A 20,605-nucleotide genomic window follows, 5' to 3' on the forward strand; every position below is an offset into this window, starting at 1 on the left:
ACTCGGTCGTGCCGAGTCAACTTTCCCCGCAATCCCCCCTCTCAACCTGAAACCCACCGAAACAGTGCGTTAACACAGGTCACGCGGCGGAGGTCGCCCATTCCTCGTTGCGCATGCGGATCATCGAGACGCCGACGATTCCGAAGACGACGAGCAGGATGACCGGGCCGCCGAGGCCGAGCACGAGGTTCCACGCGCTCGCGCCGAACAGCCAGACGAGGATGCCGACGAGCACGCCGGCCGGGAACCACCACCCGGCCCGGCCTCCCCAGGCGTAGGCGACGGCCACGAGCACGAGACCGAGGAACGATCCGATCATGCCGGGCATCTGCCAGGCGGTGATCATCGCGGGCTGGGCCCCGTCCTGCATGAGTTTCTCCGCCTGGTCCACCGGCAGCATCTGGAACGCCACGATGTAGAAGAAGTCCGAGATCATCAGCGCCGAGAAGTTGATGAGGCCGAGAACCGTGATCACGCCCGCGATGTTGGCGAGCACCACGCCCTTCTTGCGTACGAGGTGGACGAGGCCGATCACGCCGGGCACCCACAGGGCCCACGCGTAGTGGAGGAGCGTCGCGCTGACGCCCACGGCGCCCGGGTTGTGCGCGTACGCGAGGGGGTCGTCGACCCCGGGCTCGGACGGGTCGGCGGCGATGCCGAGGAGCAGGCAGAGCGGGGCAAGGATGAGGCTCGTGCCCGCCGCGACGCGGCGGAAGGTGTTCGCGTTGGTAAGCATGCGGAGGACCGTACGGAGCGGTCCCCCACCCCGTCGTCAAAGCGTCCCTTGACCCTTCGTCCCCCGCCAGGCTGATTTCCCGGACTCCCCGTATCCCCCGCCGACGTTGCCGGTGATGGTTGATCCGGTCGCGAACTCGGATCCTCATAGGACGCTTGCAGTGCAAGTGAGATGTTGATGCCGCCACGCGAAGAGGGAATGCCGTCATCCTGCGCGTATGGAAGCAGATGCCGCCCTTGCCCGTAGGTCACGATCTGTGGCGGAAGCCGGTGGAGTATCGGGGCCGCTCCGCTACGCTGACGCATCGTGATTACGGGTGAACTGAAGAGCAAGATAGACCGGATCTGGGACGCCTTCTGGTCGGGCGGGATCTCCAACCCTTTGGAAGTCATCGAGCAGATCACCTACCTGATGTTCATCCGCCGGCTGGAGGACATCCAGACCGCGAAGGAGCGCAAGGCCAGCCGTAGCGGGAAGCCGATCGAGAATCCGATCTACACCGAGGAGACCAACGCCCTTCGCTGGTCGGAGTTCACCGAACTGCACCCGGAGAGCATGCATCAGGTGGTGCGGGACGCGGTCTTCCCCTGGTTGCGCGAGCTGGGCGGGGAAGACTCCACCTACTCCCACCACATGAAGGACGCCCGGTTCACGGTCCCGACGGCGAACCTGCTCACCAAGGTCGTCGACATGCTCGACGAGATCCGCCTGGGCGAGCAGGACACCAAGGGCGATCTGTACGAGTACATGCTCAGCAAGATCGCTACCGCTGGGCAGAACGGGCAGTTCCGCACCCCCCGCCACATCATCCAGCTCATCGTGGACATGATGGCCCCCGGCCCGCAGGACGAGATCTGCGACCCGGCCTGCGGCACCGCCGGCTTCCTGGTGGCAGCGGCTCAGTATGTCAACCGGACCCACAAGGACGCGCTCCTCGACCTGGCGCAGCGGCGCCACTTCAACGAAAGCATGTTCCACGGCTTCGACTTCGACAGCACGATGCTGCGGATCGCCAGCATGAACATGCTGCTCCATGAGATCGAGAGCCCGGACATCCGCTATCGCGACTCATTGGCCGAGAACACCGCGAGCGAGGCCGAGCGCTACACGATGATCCTGGCCAATCCGCCCTTCGCGGGCAGCCTCGACTACGAGACCACCGCCAAGGATCTCCTCAAGGTCGTCAAGACCAAGAAGACCGAGCTGCTGTTCCTGGCACTTTTCCTCCGCCTGCTCAAGCCAGGTGGCCGTGCAGCCGTCATCGTCCCGGAGGGTGTGCTCTTCGGTTCAACAGGGGCTCATAAGGAACTCCGCCGCATCCTGGTCGAAGACCACAAGCTCGACGCGGTGGTAAAGCTCCCGAGCGGTGTCTTCAAGCCGTACGCCGGAGTCTCGACGGCGATCCTGTTCTTCACCAAGACCAACAACGGTGGTACGGACGACGTTTGGTTCTACGAGGTCACTGCCGACGGCTTCAGCCTCGACGACAAGCGCACTCCGCTGTTGAGCGAGAACAAGCTTGGTCCCACGCCGACGGCTCAGCTCGACGAGGCTGAGCATGCCAAGAACAACCTCCCCGATGTTCTCGCAAGGTGGGCGCTTCGTAACGGCAGTGAGAAGCAGCGGGCCAGAACGGAGCAGAGCTTCCTTGTCCCCAAGGCCGACGTCGCCGCCCAGGAATACGACCTGAGCCTCAACCGATACAAGGAAATTGTCCACGAGGAGATCGAACACCGCCCACCGATGGAAATCCTGGAAGAGCTGGAGCAGATCGAGTCCGAAATCCAGCAGGGCATGTCCGAGCTGAAGGGAATGCTGGAGTAATGGCTTGGAAAACACGCAGACTGGCCGAGCTATGTGAGATAAAAATAGGGCGAACTCCCGCCCGGAACGAGCCAGCTTACTGGGGCGAAGGATGGCCATGGCTTTCGATTGCCGACATGAATCAAGGCCGCATACTCATGCGAACCAAGGAGCAGATTAGTCAATTCGCCGCCGAGAGCTTGATGGGAGCACCCATCCCTCCAGGAACGGTCGTCCTCAGTTTCAAATTGAGCATCGGGAAAGTCGGCATTACCAAGGTTCCCATGTACAGTAACGAGGCTATTGCTGCGCTCCATATTAAAGATCCACGGCTTATAACGAGCAATTTCCTCTACTGGGCACTGCAAACGATCCCATTGACAGTAGAAACCGATGATGCAGTGATGGGGAAAACTCTCAATAAGGCAAAACTCGCCAGGCTTGAAGTGCCCGTTCCCTCCCTGTATGAGCAGGACAGAATCGTCGAAGCACTGGATCAGGCCGATAAACTACGCGCCAAGCGCCAAGAGGCGATCGCCCTCCTCGATGACCTCATCGAATCCGTCTTCCTCGACATGTTCGGCACCCCCACAGACGGCTGGGAGCTGCGCACGGTGGAAGAGGTTGCAGCGCCCGTCCGAGGATCGATTCGCACGGGGCCATTTGGCAGTCAACTCCTCCACGAGGAGTTCGTGAATAGTGGTATTGCCGTTCTCGGCATCGACAACGCTGTGACGAACGAGTTTCGCTGGGGAGAACGCAGGTACATTACAGAACAAAAATATAAGCAGCTATCACGCTATACCGTACATCCGGGCGACGTTCTAATCACCATCATGGGGACGTGCGGCCGCTGCGCGATCGTCCCGGAAGACATTCCGATCGCAATCAACACAAAGCATCTCTGCTGCATCACTCTCGACCAAAGTAAGTGTTTGCCGGAATTCCTACACAGCTATTTCCTTCGCCATCCGTCGGCTCAATCATACTTGCGAAAGACAGCCAAAGGCGCCATCATGTCCGGCCTCAATATGGCAATAATCAAGGGCCTCCCGATTCATCTTCCTCCGCTCGATCTGCAGCAGAAGTTTGCCGTAAAACTCCGAGCCATTCATGAAGCAAAGACTCGCCATATCGCCCATGCTGCCGAACTGGACACTCTCTTTGCCTCGCTCCAACAGCGGGCGTTTCGGGGAGACTTGTGGGACAATCAGGATAACTGAATCCTTCCCCCGGAGGGTGTCCGTTGGGCAACTTCACATTCCTTCGTCCGGAATGGCCTGATTTATACGAAGAAGCGAGTCGTGCGGAGCGGCTCGCGATCGCAGATCCACGGGTGTCGTGCTTCTATGCCCGGCGGACGCTGGAGCTGGCGGTCACCTGGCTCTATACGGCCGATGACACGCTGACGATGCCCTACCGCGACGACCTCGCGGCGTTGATTACCGAGCCGACCCTGGTCAATCTGGTCGGTCCGGTGATCCGAACCAAGATGGACCTCATCCGGCGCCAAGGGAACACAGCCGTGCATCGGCACGGGCCGGTTCCGCCCGGGGACGCGATCCGGACCGTGGCCGAGCTGTTCCATGTCATGTACTGGATCGCCCGGCGGTATGCCCGGAACCAGAATGCGCTGCCAGCCGCCGGCTTGGCCTTTGACCAGACGCTGATTCCCAAGCCCATGCCAGCCGAGCTCAAGCAGAAGAAGCAGGACGAACTCCGGAAAATGGCCGAGGAGTTCGCCAAGCAGCAGGCCGAGCTGGCCAAACAGCTCCGGAAGAACCAGGACCTGGACGCCGAGCTGGCGAAACTCCGGGCCGAAATCAAGCAGGCCAAGGCGGCCAACGCGACTGTTCAGGACACGCACGACTACAACGAAGCCGAAACCCGGAAACTCCTCATCGACCTGCTGCTGAAGGAGGCGGGCTGGCCGCTCGACAAGAAGGACGACCGGGAGTTCCCGATCACCGGCATGCCCAACACGCAGACCGGGACCGGCAAGGTCGATTACGTGTTGTGGGACGACAACGGCAAGCCCCTCGGCTTGGTCGAGGCCAAGCGCACCAGCCATGACGCGGCCGTCGGCCAGCACCAGGCCAAGACGTACGCCGACTGCCTGGAGCAGATGTACGGCCAGCGGCCGGTGATCTTCTACACCAACGGCTACGACACCTTCATCTGGGACGACCTGAACTATCCGCCCCGGAAGGCCCAGGGCTTCTACACCAAGGACGAACTGCGCACCCTCATCCATCGCCGCAGCAGCCGCCGGCCGCTGACGACGGAGCCGATTAACGAGGAGATCGCCGGCCGTCACTATCAGAGCCGGGCCATCCGCCGCATTGACGAGACGTTCGACAAAGACAGCCTGCGGCACGCGCTGCTCGTGATGGCGACCGGTTCCGGCAAGACCCGCACGATCATCGCTCTGGTCGACCAGTTGATCCGGGCCAACTGGGTCAAGCGGGTGCTGTTCCTGGCCGACCGCCAGGCGCTGGTGACCCAGGCCACTAACGCGTTCAAGGAGCACCTGCCGGGCGTGCCCACGGTGAACCTGCTGAACGAGAAGAACGACGAGGGCCGGGTCTACGTCTCGACGTACCCGACGATGATGAACCTCATCAACGAGACCGCCGATGGGGTGCGCAGGTTCGGCCCCGGCTACTTCGACCTGGTCATCATTGACGAGGCGCACCGGTCCGTTTACCAGAAGTACGGCGCGATCTTCGACTACTTCGACTCGCTGCTCGTCGGGCTGACCGCCACTCCGAAGGACGAGATCGACCGCAACACCTACCGGCTCTTCCACCTGGAAGACGGTGTGCCCACCGATGTCTACGGTCTCGACGAGGCCGTAGCCGAGGGCTATCTCGTTGCCCCGACCGCCGTGGACGTGCCGCTGAAGTTCCAGCGCGGCGGCATCAAGTACGACGACCTCTCCGACGAGGACAAGGAGAAGTGGGACGCGCTCGACTGGTCGGAGAACGATGACGTTCCAGACGAGATCAGCGCCGACGAGATCAACAAGTTTCTGTTCAACGCGGACACGATCGACAAGACACTCATCACGCTGATGACGTACGGCGCGAAGGTCGAGGGTGGGGAGCGATTGGGCAAGACCATCGTCTTCGCCCGGAACAACAACCACGCCGAGTTCATCGCCCAGCGCTTCAACGAACTCTTCCCCGAATACAAGGGTACGTTCGCGCAGGTCATCACCTATCAGAAGCGGCTCGCCCAAGACTTGATCGACAAGTTCTCCGACCGAGACAAGGCCCCGCATATCGCGATTTCGGTCGACATGCTCGACACCGGCATCGACGTGCCCGAGGTCGTCAACCTGGTGTTCGCCAAGCTCGTGCGATCCAAGACGAAGTTCTGGCAGATGATCGGGCGAGGCACGCGGCTCTGCCCCGATCTGTTCGGCCCCAACCAGGACAAGACCGGCTTCCTCGTTTTCGACTTGTTCCAGAACGTGGGGTTCTTTAATCAGAACTTCCCGACTGCTGAGGGCAGGGTGCAGCCCTCGCTCAGCGAGCGGCTGTTCAAGCAGCGGATGGACCTGCTGCTCAAGCTCGACCAGCAGCATCCTGACCTGCCTCCGCCTTCGGACGGCACGCCCGACGGAACGAAGAGCGAGGTCGATCTGCGCTGGTCCCTCGCCAGTCGGCTTCAGGCCGAAGTGGCCAACATGAATACGGCCAACGTCGAGGTGCGCCGTCACCTGCGCGAGGTTGAGACGTACCGCGAACCTGCGAATTGGCAGCGGATCACGCTGGACAAGCACGCCGAGATCACCTCGGCCCTGGCCGGCCTCCCCACCGAGTTCCGCGACGACGACAACAGCCAGGAGGCCAAGCGCTTCGACCTGCTCGCGCTGCGACTGCAACTCGCCCTGATTCAAGCCGACGCGGACTACTCCAAGCTACGTGACCAGGTGCAGGAGATCGCCTCAGCGCTGCTCGATCCGACCACGCTGACGATCCCCAACGTCAGGCAGCAGCAGGAGTTCCTCGAAGACCTCATCACTGATCAGTGGTGGGAGGACGTCACGCTGCCGATGCTGGAGAACATGCGCAAACGGCTGCGCGGGCTGGTCAAGCTCATCCCCAAGGTGAAGCGCGGCATCGTCTACACCGACTTCGAAGACGAGCTCGGCGACCTGAGCGTGACGCAGATCAACGGGGTGTCCCTGGGCACGGACAAATCCAAGTTCGAAGCCAAGGTCCGGACGTACCTGCGCAGCCACGAGAACGAGCTTGTGATCCAGAAGCTTCACCGCAACCGGCAGATCACATCCGCCGACCTCGACCAGCTTGAGCTGATCTTCCTCAGGAACGGATTCGGCACGGCGGACGACATCGAGCGGGCCAAATCCGAGCACGGCGGGCTCGGCCTCTTCCTCCGGTCTCTCACCGGTCTCGACCGAGAGGCCGCGGCGAAGGCGTTCGACCAGTTCCAGATGGGCAAGAACCTCACCGCGAGCCAGCTCCACTTCGTCTCACTGGTGATCGACTTCCTGGCGAAGAACGGCTTCATGGAGGTCGACGTGCTTTACGAGTCGCCCTTCACGTCGCTGGCTCCTGGTGGCCCCGAAGACCTCTTCCCCGATCCCGATGTAGACGCGCTTATCGAGGTCCTCGCATCGATCCAGGCGACGGCGGTGCCCCAGGAGAACGCCGCCTGAAATACCAGCCGAGGTCATCCGCGCGGAAAGGGTCGTGGCTCCGAGGCGCGTGCTGTCAGACCTCGGGGCCGGGCATGAGGCCTGCCTGCCGTAACGGGGGCTGTACGGCAGGCCGGCCGTTCGGCGGGGGCGGTCTTCCTCAGCGGGGAAGGCGTCTACGGAAGACCGCCCAGGCCCTGCCGGTCGCGGCCGGCAACGACCGACAGGACAGCTCATCGGTGACGCTCGTTGCGTACGAGCGTCAGGCGGGTGACGTCGGCGGGATCTCCATCAGCCCGAGGGCGGCCAGGCCGACGAGATGCATACCGATGCTCCGCGCCTCGCTGATCGTCAGCTCCACGAAGGGGCGCTCTTCGATCTGCAGGTGGACACGGGGCTCGGCGTCACCCGGCCCGAGGCTGAGATCGATCCACATCCGCTGCGGCTGCCCGGCCAGGGGAATCGCGTTCAGCTCGATGGACTGGAGCCAGGCATTGTGGATGCGCTCCCCCGGGTGCTCATCGATGTGAGCCTCCATGCACCAAGGCGGACACGAGCGACGGGGGATCCCGCCCCTAGCGCGACCCGGCATGAAAGGCATGCCCCAGATGGACCCGCCGTTCCGTCCGCCGCCAGGACCGCGTCTCGCGGACTCTGTCATGTGGTTTCCGATCACTGCGGGATCGCCACCTCGGCCAGGCTCTCCTGTTCGGCGATCGTCTGACACAGCTCGCGCAGGTCGTCGGCGTCGACGGTACGGCAGGCGCCTGCCTGCTCGGCCGATGCCGGAAACGGCCGCTCACGGCTCGCCCAGAAGCGCCCGGCATCGCTCCTCATGATCCGCCACCCGGCGAACTCCGTGCCGGGTGCAGTGGCCCTATCTTGGGTCATGGGTCAGGAACCTCGCTTCCTGTCCAAGGGCCCGTCCGGTCGTGGCAGCGTCGGGCGGGTCCGCTTCTCACTAGCAAAACTGAGCCGTTGTCCAGGCAGTCACTTCTCCCTGTTGTTGCTTCATCACAAGCTGTAACGACTCATGCGGGATCATCGTCGCGTGTACTGTGCACGTTGGCAAGAGCTGTGCACGTAGAAGTTTTACTGACTTCCCATCAGACTTGACCGCATGCCGATGAAGAGCCCGACAGTCCGGCATCGCCGACTGGGCCGCGAGCTGCGACGACTACGTGAGGCGGCCGGCCTCATGCCTGAAGCGGCAGCGAAGCAGCTCGGCTGGAGCCGCCCGAAGGTCAACCGGATCGAGAACGCGCGGACCAGCCCAAGCGTCGCCGACGTCGCCGATGCCTGCGACCTCTACGGGGCCGACTCCGCGACAAAGGCGGGGCTGATCCAGCTCTGCCGAGATGCCAGCCAGCGCGGCTGGTGGACGGCCTACAGCGACGTCTTCGCCGGGTCCTACGTGGTTCTGGAAGCCGAAGCGACGGCGATTCGCACCTGGGAGCCGGCCCTGATCCCGGGCCTGCTCCAGACCGAGGAGTACGCCCGCGCGCTCATCGGTCCGGCCCGGCCCGCCCCAGACGATGTAGAGCTGAAACGCCGAGTTGACGCCCGGATGGCGCGTAAGATCACGCTCCTTGCGTCGAGTGCGCCATCACTGCACGCGTTGATGGACGAGGGGGCCCTGCGCCGCCCGGTCGCGTCGCCAGGTGTGATGAGGCGGCAACTGGACAGCCTGATCGACGTTGCGGACAGGCCTAACGTGACGATCCAAGTCGTGCCGCTAACGGCCGGTTTGCACGTCGGGCTCGATGGGGGCTTCTCCGTGCTGTCCTTTGACGAGGGCGACCCAGACGTGGGCTACACCGGTTGCCCCGGAGGTGACGTGTATGTAGAAGCCGCCGACCAGGTAAGGGGGCTTACGCTGACATTCGAGCACCTCGCCGAGATAGCCCTGCCCCCTGACGAATCCGCGGCGCTCATCGCCGCAGCGAGGAGAGATCATGACTGACTTCCCCGACCTGTTCGGCGCTGAGTTCCGCAAGTCCAGCTATTCCGGTGCCACTAACGACAACTGCGTCGAGGTGGCGACGAACTTGCCGGGGCTGGTGGCCGTACGGGACAGCAAGGACCGTTCAGGCCCGGTCCTGGCCTTCACCCCGAGCGAGTGGAGCGCCTTCATCGCAGGTGTAAAGAACGGCGAGTTCGACAGCTGATCGCGGAGGCGTCCCCGGAACACGTCGCCTCCGGCGACCCGCCCGTGGTGACGGGGCGGGTCGCCGACGCCTACCGCCGCGCGCAGCCCGCCGCGCCGCCGCCCGAGACGGGACTCACCGCGCGCGAGGAGCAGGTGCTGCGCCTGGTCGCGCGGGGGCTGTCGAACGGCGAGATCGCGGACACGCTGTCGATCAGCGAGGCGACGGTGAGCACGCACATGAACCGCCTGCTGGCCAAGCTCGGTCTGCGCGACCGCGCCCAGGCCGTGCGTTACGCCTACGAGTCGGGCGTCGTCCGCCCCGGTGATGCCTCGTCGTAAGCCGGTAGCGTTGGTGCACATGACAGCTATCGACTCCACCACCTCGGGTGCGTACGGCATCGGCCTCGCCACGATCGCCGCGGACGGCACCGTGCTGGACACCTGGTTCCCCTTCCCGGCGCTGGGCGAGCCCCCGGCCGTGGGCACCGAGCCGATCGCGGGCGAGGACCTCGGCGAGGGCATGGCGGAACTGGTCGGCCCCGACCCCGCCCGGGGCGTCGAGGTCGTGGCCGTGCGCACCGGCATCGCCGACCTGTCGGCCCCGCCGGCCGACGCGCACGACGTGTACCTGCGTCTGCACCTGCTGTCCCACCGCCTGGTCCGGCCGCGCGCGCTCAGCCTCGACGGGATCTTCGGGCTGCTGGCCAACGTCGTGTGGACCAACCACGGCCCGTGCAAGGTGGAGGGGTTCGAGGAGGTGCGGCTGCGCCTGCGGGCCCGGGGCCCGGTGACCGTGTACGGCGTGGACAAGTTCCCCCGGATGGTCGACTACGTGCTGCCGGCCGGAGTGCGGATCGCCGACGCCGACCGCGTACGGCTCGGCGCCCACCTGGCGAGCGGCACCACCGTCATGCACGAGGGCTTCGTCAACTACAACGCCGGCACGCTCGGTGCCTCCATGGTGGAGGGCCGCATCTCGGCGGGGGTCGTCGTGGGCGACGGATCCGACGTGGGCGGCGGCGCCTCGATCATGGGGACGCTGTCCGGCGGCGGCAAGGAGGTCATCTCGATCGGCGAGCGCTGCCTGCTCGGGGCCAACTCCGGCATCGGCATCTCGCTCGGCGACGACTGCGTGGTGGAGGCCGGGCTGTACGTCACGGCGGGCACCAAGGTCACGCTGCCGGACGGAACGGTCGCGAAGGCGAGGGAGCTGTCGGGCAAGTCGGGCCTGCTGCTGCGCCGCAACTCGACGACCGGGGCGGTCGAGGCCGTGTCCCGCGACAGCAGGGGCATCGAGCTCAACGCCGCGCTGCACGCCAACGACTGACGCTCCAGCGGGCCCCCTCCCCCACCCTGAGATGACCCTGAGTCTGCCCTGAACTTGGCCTTCGGCCCTGTGAACGGCGGGAGGGCGGCCCGTACGGTGAAGGTATGGGACGCATTCTCCTCATCGCCGCAGCCGTAATCGTCGGGTTCTTCCTTCTCGGCTCCGTCATCGGGCTCATCTTCGGGGCGCTGAAGTGGGTTCTGATCATCGGCGCGATCGCGCTGATCGTGTCGGTCGTGCTCAAGCTCACCCGGAGCAGCCGGTCGAACCACTACACCTGACCGGCCCTGTGGCCGGGAAAAAGGGGCGGGCCCCGCCGCAGTGCGACGGGGCCCGCTTTCTTGTGCGCCTGGCACGCCTCGTGTTACGAGAGCGGCGGGTAGGCGTTCTGCATGAGCTGCTGGAACTGCGCGGAGAACCAGTGGCCCGAAACCGGGGCGCCCGCCAGGGCGCCGCTCGGGTTGTTGCCGTTCAGGCTGTTACCGGTGTAGGTCGGGTCGCACATCCGGTCGAAGCCCTTGCCCTCGTCGTTGTCGATCGCCGAGCTGGAGCCGTCGGACTCACCCGGAGGCTTGATCCAGACGTAGGCGTCGAGACCGGCGGCGGGGTTCGCCTTCGGCCGCTCGCCCATGCCGGCGCCGGACTGGTTGCACCAGTTGCCGGCGTGGATACGGCGGTCGACGCGCGACTCGTTGACGAAGGTGTTGACGTCGGTGGAGGTGCTGGCCTTGGTCGGCCGGGCCGTGCCGCCCCAGCCGTTGCGGGAGGTGTCGATCAGCATGCCGACGGTGTTCGGGAAGCCCTTCGAAATCAGGGCGTTGCGGAGACCGACCGCGAAGGACTGCTCGTCCACGTACCAGTTCCAGTCGACCCACCTGGACTGGCGCACGGACTGGCCGTTCACGGTGGTGTTGATGTTGAAGTACGGCTCAACCGTCGCGGAGAAGTTGGCGGTGTTCACGATGAAGCCGTCAATGCTCTTCACGCCCGCGGTGGTGCCGGTGGCGACCTGGTAGAAGAGGTTCACCATCGGCTGGAAGTTGCTGTCCCAGCCGAGCCAGGCGTGGTGCGCCGCGTCCACGTAGGTGTACACGTTCGAGATCGCGTGCAGCTTGTTCAGCGCGTACTGCACGCCCTGGACGTAGGCGCCCGAGGACTGGGCCTCCTGGCACGCCTGGAACGCGTTCACGTTGGTGATCAGGTTCGGCAGCGAGTCGGGCTCGATGACCGTCACGATGCGGAGGTTCGAGTACTTCGGATCCGCCATGATCCCGGCGATCACGTCGATGTACTCGCTCTTGTACCGCGCGAGGCCGTTCTGCGCGATCTTCAGCTCGCCGTTGGAGGCGAGCGCCGAGCAGTCGCGGTTCGGCAGGTCGTAGATGACGACCTGGATTGTGAGGGGCGCGCTGCCGTTGGCCGCGTCCTGCCTGACCGCCTCGTCGAGGTGGTCGCGCAGGCCCATGCTGTTGTTGCCGGCCGAGCCGGAGCTGATCGCCGCGATGCGGTCCAGCCAGATCGCCGTGGAGATGTTGGCCACCCGCGAACCGCCCGGCTCGGACTTCGCACTGGCCGACCAGTCCGGGTTCACGTAGCCCGTCGCGTCGACGTACGGGTTGTCCACGTGGGTCCCGGGCGGCGGCGGCGAGGACGACGGTGAAGCGGACGGCGACGGGGACGCCGACGGGGAGACCCTGGGAGAGGGCGAGGCCGACGGGGAGACCCTCGGAGAGGGCGAGGCCGACGGAGAGACCGACGGGGAGACCGTCGGCGACGGCGATGGCGACTGCGGGGTGCCGTTGCAGGACACGCCGTTGATCTTGAAGTCGGTCGGCGCCGGGTTGCTTCCGGACCAGGTTCCGTTGAAGCCGATGCTCGTCGAGCCGCCGGTGGACAGGGACTTGTTCCAGTCCAGGGCGGTCACGGTCACGTTGCTGCCCGACTGGCTCCAGTTGCCCGACCAGCCCTGGCTGACCTTCTGGCTGCTGTTCGGGAAGCTGAACGTGAGGGTCCAGCCGTTGAGGGCGTCGCCCAGGTTCTGAATGGTCAGGTTGGCGGACATGCCGCCCTGCCACTCACTGGCGGAGTAGTTGACTTTGCAGGAGACCGCGGCACTCGCCGATGTGGCGGTGGCGACGGCCGCCGTGGAACCGAGCGCGAGCACGGCCGCCGCGACCAGGCCGCGGCGCACCGTGGAGCTCACGGCTCCCGGTCGGGGGGTGGATCTCATTGGGAAGGTCCTCCTGGCGATGAATACTGCGCTTGGGAGCGCTCCCACGAACCATAGGCACCACCTCCGGCGCCGTACAGAGACCCGTCAAGGGCGGACGTACGGCGAAGTCCCGGCCCGGCGTTCACGTCGCGTCCGAGCAGGGATTCCGTCACGCCGTTACGTCTGAAGTCACCTGCGTGTTTCGTGAAAGTTTCACCCTTTCGCAGGCGAAACGCGTGGCCAGGGGCCGGATGTCCCGTCCAGAGCCGCTCCCGACGCGCGGAAGCCGGATGCCCCACCTGCTCACAAGGGGATAGGGGCCGACGGGTAGCATCCGTGAGTCACACATATCGCGAATGGGGATCGTCATGACCGTCAAAGTGACCGTCACCGGCGCGGCCGGCCAGATCGGTTACGCGCTGCTCTTCCGCGTCGCCTCGGGCCAGCTCCTGGGGGCTGACATCCCGGTGAAGCTGAGCCTTCTGGAGATCCCACAGGCCATCAAGGCGGCCGAGGGCACCGCGATGGAGCTCGACGACTGCGCGTTCCCGCTGCTGCGGGGCATCGAGATCTCCGACGACCCGGCCAAGGCCTTCGACGGCACCAACGTCGCGCTGCTCGTCGGCGCCCGCCCGCGCACCAAGGGCATGGAGCGCGGCGACCTCCTCGAGGCCAACGGCGGCATCTTCGGCCCGCAGGGCAGGGCCATCAACGAGCACGCGGCCGACGACATCCGCGTGCTCGTCGTGGGCAACCCTGCCAACACCAACGCGCTCATCGCGCAGTCCGCTGCTCCCGACGTGCCGGCCGAGCGGTTCACCGCGATGACCCGTCTCGACCACAACCGCGCGCTCTCGCAGCTCGCGGCCAAGCTCAACGTGCCGGTGGCCGAGATCAAGAAGATGACGATCTGGGGCAACCACTCCGCCACGCAGTACCCGGACCTCTTCCACGCCGAGGTCGGCGGCAAGATCGCGGCCGAGCAGGTCGAGCAGGAGTGGCTGCGCGACACCTTCATCCCGACCGTCGCCAAGCGCGGCGCCGCCATCATCGAGGCGCGCGGCGCGTCCTCGGCGGCGTCCGCGGCCAACGCGGCGATCGACCACGTGTACGACTGGGTGAACGGCACGCCCGAGGGCGACTGGACCTCGGCCGCCATCCCGTCCGACGGCTCCTACGGCGTGCCGGAGGGCCTCATCTCGTCGTTCCCGGTCGTGTCCAGGAACGGCCGCTGGGAGATCGTCCAGGGTCTGGAGATCGACGCGTTCTCCCGCGAGCGGATCGACGCCTCGGTGAACGAGCTGGTCGAGGAGCGCGACGCCGTGCGGGCTCTCGGTCTCATCTGACGATCTCGTCTGACGATTCGCGCACGGAAGGGGCGGGCCCGCACGGGCCCGCCCCTCGTGTCGTCCGGGGCTCTCCCGCGCGGTACGGCTCCATCTGCCTGGGCAGTTGACGGGCATGGACGGGATGTACGACGTGGTGGTGCTCGGCCTGGGACCCGGCGGGGAGGACGTCGCGGGACGGCTCGCGGAGGCCGGCCTCAGCGTCGCCGGCGTGGAGGCCGGCCTGATCGGGGGCGAGTGCGCCTACTGGGGCTGCGTCCCCTCCAAGATGATGGTGCGCGCCGCGGGACTGCTGGCCGAGGCGCGGCGGGTGCCCGGCATGGCCGGCTCGGTCCGGGTCTCCCCCAAGTGGGCCCCGGTCGTCGACCGGATCAGCGAAGAGGCCACCGACGGCTGGAGCGACGACGCCAAGGTGGAGCATTTCGAGAGCGCCGGCGTCCACCTCGTCCGCGGCCGCGGCCGGATCACCGGGCCGCGGGAGGTGACCGTGGACGGCCGGGTGCTGCGGGCGCGGCGCGGGATCGTCCTCGCCACCGGGACCAGCCCCGCCGTCCCCCCGGTCGACGGCCTGGAGGACACGCCGTACTGGACGAACCGGGACGCCGTCACGGCGCCGCACGTGCCCGAGTCGCTGATCGTGCTCGGCGGCGGGGCGGTCGGCTGCGAGCTCGCCCAGGTGTTCGCCCGCTTCGGCACGCGGGTGACGGTCGTGGAGGCCGCCGATCGCCTGCTGGCGCGGGAGGAGCCCGAGGCCGGCGTGCTGCTGGCCCGGGTGTTCGCCGGCGAGGGCCTCGAGACGCACACCGGCGTCGGGGCCGAGCGGGTGCAGCACGACGAGGGCGGCTTCACGCTCACCCTGGAGGACGGCCGGAACCTTCACGCCGTACGTCTGCTCGTCGCCGCCGGGCGCAGGACCGATCTGGCCGCGATCGGCGCCGGCGACGCCGGCCTCGACGAGAGCGCCCGGTTCGTCACCGTGGACGGGCGGATGCGGGCCGCCGACGGCGTGTGGGCGGTGGGCGACGTCACCGGCCGGGGGGCGTACACGCACGTCGCCGTCTACCAGGGCAGGATCGCGGCCCGCGACATCCTCGGCGAGGGCGGCCCACCGGCCGACTACCGTGCGGTGCCCCGGGTCACGTTCACCGACCCCGAGGTGGCCTCGGTCGGCCTGACGGAGCGGGAGGCCCGGGAGGCCGGGCTCGACGTGCGGGTCGGTTTCGCCTCCGTCAGCGAGTCGGCCCGGGGCTGGATCCACGGGGCCGGGCACGAGGGCCTCGTCAAGCTGGTGGAGGACGCGCGGCGCGGTGTGCTGGTCGGCGCCACGAGCGCCGGGCCGGCCGGCGGGGAGGTGCTCGGCGCGCTGGTGGTGGCGGTGCAGAACGAGATCCCCACGACGCGGCTACGGCACATGATGTACGCCTATCCGACCTTCCACCGGGCCATCGAGGACGCGCTCGAGACGCTCGACGGCCAGGCATACGCAACGGAGTTGTGACGAACCGGCGACGGCCGGGGCGGGTCCAATGCATGACCTCCCAGGAAGGAGAAAGTCATGCGGCACCCCACCCGCCCGACCACGCTGCGTCCGATCTCGATGGGGCTGATCGGCCTCGCCCTGTCCACGCTCACGATCTCCGCGGCGGCCGTGCCCGCCTCGGCGACCGCGCACCACTCGATCCGGTACGCCTCGGTGGACGCCTGCACGGCCAAGGACGGCACCGAGAGGCCGTGCCACACCTGGCGGCTGGACCTGCTCGACGGCAGGCGGGTCGCGCTCAAGGACGCCATGCTGTGGCCGATCAACGCCAAGGGCAAGGTCGACAAGAGCACCAGCGCCCCCCTCACCGTCAGCGGCGACGGCGAGTCGGTGGCCTACTTCCGCAAGTCAGACCATCGCCTGGTCGTGCGCGAGTTCCACGGCGGGGTCCACGTGATGCCGAAGACGCCCCTCCCGCGCGGCATCGGCATGGACTCGGTCTGGCTGGACATGTCCCAGGACGGCAGCCGCCTGGCCCTCGCCTACACGGACGACGACGGCACGACGCGAGGCCGCCTGTTCGACGTCGCACGGGCGAGCGTGACCGGCACGATCCCGAAATCGGGCGGGTTCTCCGGCTTCAGCGGGGACGGCTCGGCCGTCCTCCTGCAGCGGGACGCCACCGCGAACACCATAGGGCTTGCCGTCCACGACGACACCGGCGCCGAACTGGCCGCCGCCGTCCCGCCCCAGATCGTGGCCAACAACGGCCCCTGGGCGCTGTCCGCCGACGACCGCACGGTCGCCTTCGTCACCGGCAGCGGCAAGAAGGCGGCGCTGCGCTTCTACGACGTCAAGACCGACCAGACGACGGGCTCGGTCCGCTTCACCCTGCCAGGGGACACTTCGCCCGACATGATCGACTGGACCGGCGAGCACGAAGTGACCGTGCACGTCAGCGAGTCGGGAGGCCCCCGCGACGTGGTGACCGTCCTGAGGATCGACACGCAGACGGGCAAGACCCGGGTGCGCGACCGATACAAGGTCAGGGCCGGCACCTTCACCTACCAGAGCTGCGGCGGTTGACCTCGCCGCCGACACGGACATGGCCACCAGCGCCGCCACCTCGGAGACGACGGTGAGGCGCTGGGTGAGCCCGGCCGGCACCGCCCCGGGGTCGAGGTGCAGCACCCGGAAGGCGTACGGCAGGACCACGAGGAGCAGCGAGCCGAGCGCGACGGCGCACAGCACGCGCACCAGACGGGAGCGGGTGGCCCGGGCGACGAGCAGCCCGGCCAGCGGCAGGCTGGCGAAGGCGACGAAGGCCGCATAGCGGTGAATGTTGCCGGAGAGCGACAGCGGCAGCCCCTGCGGGTCGGTCGGGAACCCGGCCACCAGCAGCAGGCAGGCGCTCCACATGCCCACTAACAGCGCCGCACGCCGGTCCAGCCGGTCCAACCGGTCCAGCCGTACGGCCAGCACGGCCGAGCCCACGGCGATCGACGTCAGCGAGACCGGCAGCAGCCAGCCGTGCGGCGCGTAGAAATACTGGCTGATCGTCGCCGTGAGCGGGTCGAGCCCGCCCACCAGGTGCAGCGCGAGCATCGCGGCGGCGCCGGCCGTGACCAGCACGTATCCCAAGACCATTCCCATGACTCTTCACTGTGGCCGTGGGAAGGGCGCCGGCCCATCGGAGATCCACCCGAGCCGCCCCTGAGGGAACCCCTAGGAGGCGTCGGCGGAATCGGCCGGGGCCGTCTCGGGGGTGGAGGCGCGGAACCAGCGGCAACCGTACCTGCCCATGGGGAAGCGGGCCCGGCCGTCGTCGGAGATCTCGACCGTGCCGTCCACCAGCAGGTCGGTCAGCACCTTGGACGAGTCGAGCCCGTCCAGCGCGACCTCCACCTCGACCTCGGTCTCGCCGAGGTTGTGCACGGCCACGACCGTCTCGCCGTCGCAGTCGGCCCGGTGGGCGAACACGGCGTCCACGCCGGTGTCGAGCACGGTGTACTCGCCCCAGGCGAACTCCGGGCAGTCGCGGTAGTGCCGGATCAGCCGGGTGATCCACGACAGCAGCGAGTCGGGGTCGCGCTCCTGCGCGCTGACGTTGACCTTCTCTGGGCCGTAGTCCCCGGTGGGCATGGGGATCTGCACCTTCGAGGGGTCGGCGTCGCTGAAGCCGCCGTTGCGGTGCGGGGTCCACTGCATGGGTGTCCGGACGGCCTGGCGGCCCTCCAGCTCCAGGTTCTCCCCCATGCCGATCTCCTCGCCGTAGAAGAGCACCGGGGTGCCCGGCAGGGAGAACAGCAGGCTGTAGACCATCTTGATCCGGTCGAGGTCGCCGCCCAGCATCGTGGGCAGGCGCCGGCGCAGACCCCGGCCGAACACCTGCATGTTCTTGTCCGGGCCGAAGGCCGCGAAGACCTCCTCGCGCTCGGCGTCGCTCAGCTTGTCGAGCGTGAGCTCGTCGTGGTTGCGGACGAACGTCGCCCACTGGGAGTCCTTGGGCGCCTTGGGGCGCTCCCGCAGGGCGGCGGCCAGCGGACTGGAGTTCTGGCGGGCCAGCGACAGGTACGTCCGCTGCATGGTGATGAAGTCGAAGCACATGGTGATCTCGTCGCCGAGATCGTTGCCGAAGTATCGCACCAGGTCGTCGTACGGCAGGTTGACCTCGCCGAGGAGGATGGCGCTGCCGTCCCGGCGGCTGAGGAAGGCCCGCAGGCAGGCGAAGAACTCGTGCGGATCGGGCAGATCGCCGCTGTCGGTGACCTGCTCGATGAGGAACGGCACGGCGTCCACCCGGAAGCCCGAAAGGCCCAGCTCCATCCAGAACCCGAGGATCCGGGAGATCTCGTCCTGCACCTCGGGGTTGGCGGTGTTCAGGTCGGGCTGGAACCGGTAGAACCGGTGGAAGTAGTACTGCTCGGTCTTCTCGTCGTACTCCCAGAGGCTGTCCTCCTTGTCGGGGAACACGATGCCCTTGGGATCGTCGGGCTCCGGCTTGTCGGACCAGATGTACCAGTCCCGATAGCGGGAGTCCCGGCTGGAGCGTGCCTCCTTGAACCAGGGATGCTGGTCGGAGGTGTGGTTGACCACGAGATCGGCGATGACCCTGATGCCGCGATCCCTGGCGACCCGCATGAACTCGACGAAGTCGCCGAGCGTGCCCAGGCGCGGATCGACGCTGTAGAAGTCGGTGATGTCGTAGCCGTCGTCCTTGTCCGGCGTCGGGAAGAACGGCATCAGCCAGATGCACGTCACGCCCATCCGGTCCAGATGGTCGATGCGCTGGATCGCCCCTCTGAAGTCACCGATCCCGTCGCCGTTGCCGTCGGCGAAGGTCTCGATGTCGAGGCAGTACACGACCGCGTTCTTCCACCACAGATCGGAGGTCATGCTGAGTCTCATGACCGTTCCCGATGCCCGGCAAAGGAACGGCAAAACATCGGGCCCGCGCCGCCGGAGCGGCGCGGGCCGACGTGGTACCGCAGGCGCGGCCGGTCACGGCCGCGATGTCACCGTGCGTCACGTCCTAGAGCGGCGTGACCTGTTCGGCCTGCGGTCCCTTGTTGCCCTGAACGGTCACGTAGCTGACTCTCTGGTTCTGGTCCAGCGTCCGGTAACCGTTCGAATTGATCGCCGAATAATGAACGAACACGTCAGCGGTGCCGTCGTCCGGAGCGATGAACCCGAAGCCCTTTTCGGCGTTGAACCACTTGACAGTGCCTTCAGACAACTGCTTCTCCTTCTTGGAAGCTACGCCATGCTCCCAGGTCGGAAGCATGAGGCTGCGTAGCGGAATCATCGCGCGACCGCGTGAGACGCTGGAAATGCGCGCATATCCGCCGCCGGGGCGAACCCGGGTGCGCTTTTTACAAACCATGTTTTCAGGAATTGTCTACTGCGACACTCGCAGCCTGTACGGAGAGTACCCGCGATTACCCGAGGCTATGCCGGTGCCGCCATGTACCACCGGGCGTGCCCGTCACCGCGCGTGAGCGAGTCGAGCCGCCGGGGCAGCTCCTGGCGGGAGAACGGGTCGCCGGAGGCGTTGCGGATATGAATGCCCACGGCGTACATGTCCCGCACCTCCATCAGCGTGCTGTAGCCGGGCCACAGCCGCAGGTCCGAGCCGTAGGCGCGGGCGAACTCGTCCACGTCGGCCGTCGACAGGCCGAAGCGGCGCTGCCCGTGATAGGTGTGCACCAGGTCCCACTCGCGCGGGCCGACGGCCACGCCGTCCCAGTCGCACAGCACCACGTGCCCGTCCTGGCAGCGCAGCAGGTTGTCGATCCACGCGTCGCCGTGCAGGAGCACCGGCGAGCCGGTGTCCAGGTCGCGCCAGCGCCCGGTGAGCTCCTCGATGCGGTCGCTCAGCCAGGACCGCTGGGTCGCGGTGAGCACCTCGGCCCGGTGCTCCACCGCGTGCCGCACCTCGGCGAGGGGGTCGGTGAGCGTGCGCAGCCCCACCGGCGGCACCGGCTCGCGGTGCAGGCTGCGCAGCACCCGGCCGAGCTGCCGGGTCGTCGGGCGGCCGAGGGAGGGGACGTACCGCCAGAAGGTGACCACCCGGCCGTCGTGCACGATCGGCTGGTCGGCGATCTCGTCGGCGGGCCGCACGGTCGGGAAGCCCCGGTCGGCGAGCCAGCGGGCCACCGCCACGACCACCGGCAGCCGGGTCAGCGCGTCCGGCGCGGTCGCGATCCGCACCACCAGCTCCCCGCCCGCCGTGTCCCCGCCCACCATGCTCCCGCGCAGTTTGAAGACCGCGTTGCTGCGCAACCGCATGAGCCGCGCGCCCCGCGCGTCCACCCCGATCCTCGCGCAGACCTCGCGCAGAACCCCGAACGCCTCCTCGGCCAGCGGTGCCGGCTCCATCGTCCTCA

The 20,605-nt window shown here is 66.9% G+C and carries 18 protein-coding genes and 1 pseudogene; 11 read left to right on the forward strand and 8 right to left on the reverse strand.

Annotation, left to right across the window (positions count from 1 at the left end; translation table 11 throughout):
- Nucleotides 1-79 precede the first annotated feature (79 nt).
- A complete protein-coding gene (locus FLW16_RS04210; protein ID WP_142557771.1) occupies nt 80-736 on the reverse strand; it encodes a hypothetical protein in 657 nt (218 codons plus the stop codon).
- Nucleotides 737-1,042: 306 nt separating this feature from the next.
- Between FLW16_RS04210 and FLW16_RS04215 the strand changes: the two genes are divergently transcribed.
- From FLW16_RS04215 to FLW16_RS04225, 3 genes are read left to right on the forward strand one after another with little or no spacing between them, the layout of a single operon-like run.
- Nucleotides 1,043-2,560, forward strand: a complete 1,518-nt coding sequence (locus tag FLW16_RS04215) for a class I SAM-dependent DNA methyltransferase (RefSeq protein ID WP_142557773.1) — start codon at nt 1,043-1,045, stop codon at nt 2,558-2,560.
- Nucleotides 2,560-3,762: a restriction endonuclease subunit S gene (locus FLW16_RS04220; protein WP_142557775.1), complete on the forward strand. Its 1,203-nt coding sequence runs from the start codon at nt 2,560-2,562 to the stop codon at nt 3,760-3,762. The genes FLW16_RS04215 and FLW16_RS04220 overlap by 1 nt, the downstream gene beginning before the upstream one ends.
- A 23-nt stretch (nt 3,763-3,785) precedes the next feature.
- A complete protein-coding gene (locus tag FLW16_RS04225; protein WP_142557777.1) occupies nt 3,786-7,226 on the forward strand; it encodes a DEAD/DEAH box helicase family protein in 3,441 nt (1,146 codons plus the stop codon).
- Nucleotides 7,227-7,467: 241 nt separating this feature from the next.
- Here FLW16_RS04225 and FLW16_RS04230 read toward each other — a convergent pair whose 3' ends face one another.
- Together FLW16_RS04230 and FLW16_RS04235 are read right to left on the reverse strand one after the other, a co-directional pair.
- On the reverse strand, nt 7,468-7,743 hold the full coding sequence (locus tag FLW16_RS04230) for a hypothetical protein (RefSeq protein ID WP_142557779.1): 276 nt from the start codon (nt 7,741-7,743) through the stop codon (nt 7,468-7,470).
- A gap of 134 nt (nt 7,744-7,877) precedes the next feature.
- The gene (locus FLW16_RS04235) at nt 7,878-8,042 is read right to left on the reverse strand and encodes a hypothetical protein (RefSeq protein WP_260614865.1); all 165 of its coding nucleotides are present in this window, start codon (nt 8,040-8,042) and stop codon (nt 7,878-7,880) included.
- Nucleotides 8,043-8,325: 283 nt separating this feature from the next.
- Between FLW16_RS04235 and FLW16_RS04240 the strand changes: the two genes are divergently transcribed.
- The 5 genes from FLW16_RS04240 (at nt 8,326) to FLW16_RS43405 (ending at nt 10,962) form a co-directional block, all read left to right on the forward strand.
- The gene (locus FLW16_RS04240; protein WP_260614866.1) at nt 8,326-9,168 is read left to right on the forward strand and encodes a helix-turn-helix transcriptional regulator; all 843 of its coding nucleotides are present in this window, start codon (nt 8,326-8,328) and stop codon (nt 9,166-9,168) included.
- A complete protein-coding gene (locus FLW16_RS04245; protein WP_142557782.1) occupies nt 9,161-9,373 on the forward strand; it encodes a DUF397 domain-containing protein in 213 nt (70 codons plus the stop codon). The genes FLW16_RS04240 and FLW16_RS04245 overlap by 8 nt, the downstream gene beginning before the upstream one ends.
- A 44-nt stretch (nt 9,374-9,417) precedes the next feature.
- Nucleotides 9,418-9,693: a response regulator transcription factor gene (locus FLW16_RS44945; protein ID WP_396685056.1), complete on the forward strand. Its 276-nt coding sequence runs from the start codon at nt 9,418-9,420 to the stop codon at nt 9,691-9,693.
- A 19-nt stretch (nt 9,694-9,712) separates the two neighbouring features.
- Nucleotides 9,713-10,681 (forward strand): 2,3,4,5-tetrahydropyridine-2,6-dicarboxylate N-succinyltransferase, encoded by a 969-nt coding sequence (gene dapD, locus FLW16_RS04255; RefSeq protein WP_142557786.1) that lies wholly within the window; start codon nt 9,713-9,715, stop codon nt 10,679-10,681.
- Between the two features lie 104 nt (nt 10,682-10,785).
- Nucleotides 10,786-10,962 (forward strand): hypothetical protein, encoded by a 177-nt coding sequence (locus FLW16_RS43405; RefSeq protein WP_179155236.1) that lies wholly within the window; start codon nt 10,786-10,788, stop codon nt 10,960-10,962.
- Between the two features lie 83 nt (nt 10,963-11,045).
- Here the strand turns inward: FLW16_RS43405 and FLW16_RS04260 are convergent, their stop codons facing one another.
- Entirely contained in the window at nt 11,046-12,884 is a 1,839-nt protein-coding gene (locus tag FLW16_RS04260) for a glycoside hydrolase family 6 protein (RefSeq protein ID WP_312847116.1), read from the reverse strand.
- A 377-nt stretch (nt 12,885-13,261) separates the two neighbouring features.
- Between FLW16_RS04260 and FLW16_RS04265 the strand changes: the two genes are divergently transcribed.
- From FLW16_RS04265 to FLW16_RS44950, 3 genes are all read left to right on the forward strand, one after another.
- Nucleotides 13,262-14,239, forward strand: coding sequence for a malate dehydrogenase (locus FLW16_RS04265; RefSeq protein ID WP_142557790.1), 978 nt, complete (start codon nt 13,262-13,264; stop codon nt 14,237-14,239).
- Between the two features lie 115 nt (nt 14,240-14,354).
- Complete coding sequence (locus tag FLW16_RS04270; RefSeq protein WP_142557792.1) at nt 14,355-15,737, forward strand: NAD(P)/FAD-dependent oxidoreductase; 1,383 nt, start codon at nt 14,355-14,357, stop codon at nt 15,735-15,737.
- Nucleotides 15,738-15,794: 57 nt separating this feature from the next.
- On the forward strand, nt 15,795-16,805 hold the full coding sequence (locus FLW16_RS44950; protein WP_260614869.1) for a hypothetical protein: 1,011 nt from the start codon (nt 15,795-15,797) through the stop codon (nt 16,803-16,805).
- Nucleotides 16,806-16,877: 72 nt separating this feature from the next.
- Here the strand turns inward: FLW16_RS44950 and FLW16_RS46125 are convergent.
- The 4 genes and pseudogenes from FLW16_RS46125 to FLW16_RS04290 form a co-directional block, all read right to left on the reverse strand.
- A pseudogene (locus FLW16_RS46125) lies at nt 16,878-17,372 on the reverse strand (DUF998 domain-containing protein); the annotation flags it as partial.
- Between the two features lie 72 nt (nt 17,373-17,444).
- Entirely contained in the window at nt 17,445-19,115 is a 1,671-nt protein-coding gene (locus FLW16_RS04280) for an alpha-amylase family protein (RefSeq protein ID WP_260614872.1), read from the reverse strand.
- A 136-nt stretch (nt 19,116-19,251) separates the two neighbouring features.
- On the reverse strand, nt 19,252-19,455 hold the full coding sequence (locus FLW16_RS04285) for a cold-shock protein (RefSeq protein WP_079315906.1): 204 nt from the start codon (nt 19,453-19,455) through the stop codon (nt 19,252-19,254).
- Between the two features lie 212 nt (nt 19,456-19,667).
- Entirely contained in the window at nt 19,668-20,597 is a 930-nt protein-coding gene (locus FLW16_RS04290; protein ID WP_260614874.1) for a phosphotransferase enzyme family protein, read from the reverse strand.
- Between the last annotated feature and the right edge of the window lie 8 nt (nt 20,598-20,605).

The sequence above is a fragment of the Microbispora sp. KK1-11 genome (assembly GCF_006874435.1).
Classification (GTDB): Bacteria; Actinomycetota; Actinomycetes; order Streptosporangiales; family Streptosporangiaceae; genus Microbispora; species Microbispora catharanthi.

What these genes read in the sequence shown, in the direction of transcription:
- FLW16_RS04240 (WP_260614866.1), top strand. Translation starts at nt 8,326, where the DNA reads ATGCCGATGAAGAGCCCGACAGTCCGGCATCGCCGACTGGGCCGCGAG.
- FLW16_RS04265 (WP_142557790.1), top strand. Translation starts at nt 13,262, where the DNA reads ATGACCGTCAAAGTGACCGTCACCGGCGCGGCCGGCCAGATCGGTTAC.
- FLW16_RS04245 (WP_142557782.1), top strand. Translation starts at nt 9,161, where the DNA reads ATGACTGACTTCCCCGACCTGTTCGGCGCTGAGTTCCGCAAGTCCAGC.
- FLW16_RS04270 (WP_142557792.1), top strand. Translation starts at nt 14,355, where the DNA reads ATGGACGGGATGTACGACGTGGTGGTGCTCGGCCTGGGACCCGGCGGG.
- FLW16_RS04290 (WP_260614874.1), bottom strand. Translation starts at nt 20,597, where the DNA reads ATGGAGCCGGCACCGCTGGCCGAGGAGGCGTTCGGGGTTCTGCGCGAG.
- FLW16_RS04210 (WP_142557771.1), bottom strand. Translation starts at nt 736, where the DNA reads ATGCTTACCAACGCGAACACCTTCCGCCGCGTCGCGGCGGGCACGAGC.
- FLW16_RS04280 (WP_260614872.1), bottom strand. Translation starts at nt 19,115, where the DNA reads ATGACCTCCGATCTGTGGTGGAAGAACGCGGTCGTGTACTGCCTCGAC.
- FLW16_RS04230 (WP_142557779.1), bottom strand. Translation starts at nt 7,743, where the DNA reads ATGGAGGCTCACATCGATGAGCACCCGGGGGAGCGCATCCACAATGCC.
- FLW16_RS04220 (WP_142557775.1), top strand. Translation starts at nt 2,560, where the DNA reads ATGGCTTGGAAAACACGCAGACTGGCCGAGCTATGTGAGATAAAAATA.
- FLW16_RS44950 (WP_260614869.1), top strand. Translation starts at nt 15,795, where the DNA reads ATGCGGCACCCCACCCGCCCGACCACGCTGCGTCCGATCTCGATGGGG.
- dapD (WP_142557786.1), top strand. Translation starts at nt 9,713, where the DNA reads ATGACAGCTATCGACTCCACCACCTCGGGTGCGTACGGCATCGGCCTC.
- FLW16_RS04235 (WP_260614865.1), bottom strand. Translation starts at nt 8,042, where the DNA reads ATGAGGAGCGATGCCGGGCGCTTCTGGGCGAGCCGTGAGCGGCCGTTT.
- FLW16_RS43405 (WP_179155236.1), top strand. Translation starts at nt 10,786, where the DNA reads ATGGGACGCATTCTCCTCATCGCCGCAGCCGTAATCGTCGGGTTCTTC.